Source organism: Allocoprococcus comes, assembly GCF_013300725.1.
Lineage (GTDB): Bacteria > Bacillota > Clostridia > Lachnospirales > Lachnospiraceae > Allocoprococcus > Allocoprococcus comes_A.
In genome coordinates, this window is the sequence record NZ_JAAIMM010000063.1 from 1 (window position 1) to 2,035 (window position 2,035).

Consider the following 2,035-nt stretch of genomic DNA (forward strand, 5'->3'; position numbering starts at 1 on the left):
GGTATTGTACCAAAGGGAATCGGGGAATAACAGATACGGATGATTACCTACTTACGAAGAGTGACAGAATTCCGGAAGATTATGACATGTCTCATCTGAGAACACTCGGAACCGGCGCAGAAGCCATGAACGAGAGAAAAACCCAGGAAGTAGAAGCATTCTTCCACAAACATGGCGTAAAAGCTACTTTAAGTGCAGGATACGGACAGAGTGAAGGATGTTCTAACTTCACACTTCCAAACCCGATGTTCCCTCTGGTAGATGGTTGTGTTGGTATGCCGATGCCGGCAACTGTTCTTGGTATCTTTGATAAAGATAACAAGGAACTTAACTACGGTGAAATCGGTGAATTATGTATGACAGGTCCATCTATCATGCTCCACTACGCAGGATGGATGGGTGAAGAAATGACAGAACGTACTCTGATCACTCATGACGACGGAAAGTGCTGGCTCCACACAGGCGATATTGCTTACATCAAGGAAACTGGTATGGTTTACATTCTTGGACGTGGACATTCAGAACGTTTCGGCGGCGGAGAATTATATATGATGAGAATGGAAACAAAAGCCGTTCGCGTTCCTGGCGTACAGGATGGTTTCTTCTGTATCGTACCGGATAAGGAACATGAAGGGTTCTTCGTTCCATACCTCTTCATCATTCTTGACGGAAGCAAGACTCTTGACGAAGTAAAAGCCGGTCTTAAAGAAGCATTAGAAGATTACGAATATCCGGTAGACATCCGTGTCATCGAAGAAAGACCATATTTCCACTTCAAAACAAACCGTAAAGAATTAACAGAAGCTATTCTTGCAGAAAACAACTAATATAAGTTATACTATGTATGCAATAAACATAAAATAAATTTCTAATTATCTTTTCATAAGTTCTTATAACACCGATATATCCCTATTTTACAGGCTTTATCGGTGTTTTCTTTTTGGCAGATACTTCTTATAACCACTCATAAATCTGCATATCTTGTCTTTTTATCGTAGTAAATTTCGTAGTAAATTACTAGGCTATCAGACTTCGCATTTCCATGTTTGCTCCTGTCTGTGAAGCATGGGCGTACAGGTTCAGCGTTATCATTATGCTGGAATGTCCCATAATGTATTGCAGGTTCTTTGGGTTCATGTTTTTCTGTGCTAATCGTGTACAAAACGTATGTCTTAATATATGTGGATGTGTCAAGTATAGGACAAAAAAAATTTTATTTTTTTCTGCCGAAGACTATCTGACGCTTCCATCAGGTAGTCCCAGCACCTTTATTATCTTTTGATAAGTCATTCTTGTCCTGCTCAAGTTATCTCTGTTCTGAAAAAATATCGTCAAAATTCCATTCGATTTCAATTTCATCCTGACTATGAACACGGATCACCTTGATAACCTCACGCAGCTTCTCTGTATCGAACTTCTGAATTCCCAAGAAATCTTTTAGTTTTATTTTATCAGAAAGTTCATTTTGTTCAAGAAGCTTTTTACTATTCTTCGCATCTTCTATCTTTCGTTTTATTTCATCCAGCTGTACACTTATCTTTTCAGCTCTCTGCTTATACGAATCACGATCTATACGACCATCTTTGTAATCATCATAGAGTTTCATCTTTTCCGAGGTCAACTGTCGGCTCTGTTTTTGCAATTCTGTAGTATTGATCTCTTTGTATTCACATTGTCTTTTGGAAGATACTTTCTTTCCTTTTTTCAACATTGACGCTGCATACTGACGGACAAGCCCAAGGATATTCTCCTCCATCGGTTCCCTACGAATCACCAGACTTCGGCACACAGGATCACCATTGGTTCTGGCATCTGAACATTTCAGCAGATGCTCTGTTTCTTTTAACAGAGAATGCCCACAGTTGGCACATATCAGCAAGGCCGGCTGTTTTTTACGTCTTTCCAGAGTAAAATTGGTGCGTGATTCTGCAACACTTCTCTTCTTTTTCGGATGCATTTCATTTGCTTTTTCAAACAATTCCCTGTCTATAATTGCCGTATGATGATTTTCCAGGCGAACCCATTCTGTTTCATC

Annotated in this window: 1 protein-coding gene and 2 pseudogenes; 1 reads left to right on the forward strand and 2 read right to left on the reverse strand. The window is 39.6% G+C overall.

Annotated features, from left to right (window positions below; translation table 11 throughout):
- Positions 1 to 827: AMP-binding protein (locus G4407_RS15905; RefSeq protein WP_173689655.1), on the forward strand; the 827-nt coding region annotated here is incomplete at its 5' end.
- 190 nt (positions 828 to 1,017) lie between these two features.
- Here the strand turns inward: G4407_RS15905 and G4407_RS15910 are convergent.
- A pseudogene (locus tag G4407_RS15910) lies at positions 1,018 to 1,185 on the reverse strand (tyrosine-type recombinase/integrase); the annotation flags it as partial.
- A 121-nt stretch (positions 1,186 to 1,306) separates the two neighbouring features.
- Positions 1,307 to 2,035, reverse strand: a pseudogene (locus G4407_RS15915) (recombinase family protein); the annotation flags it as partial.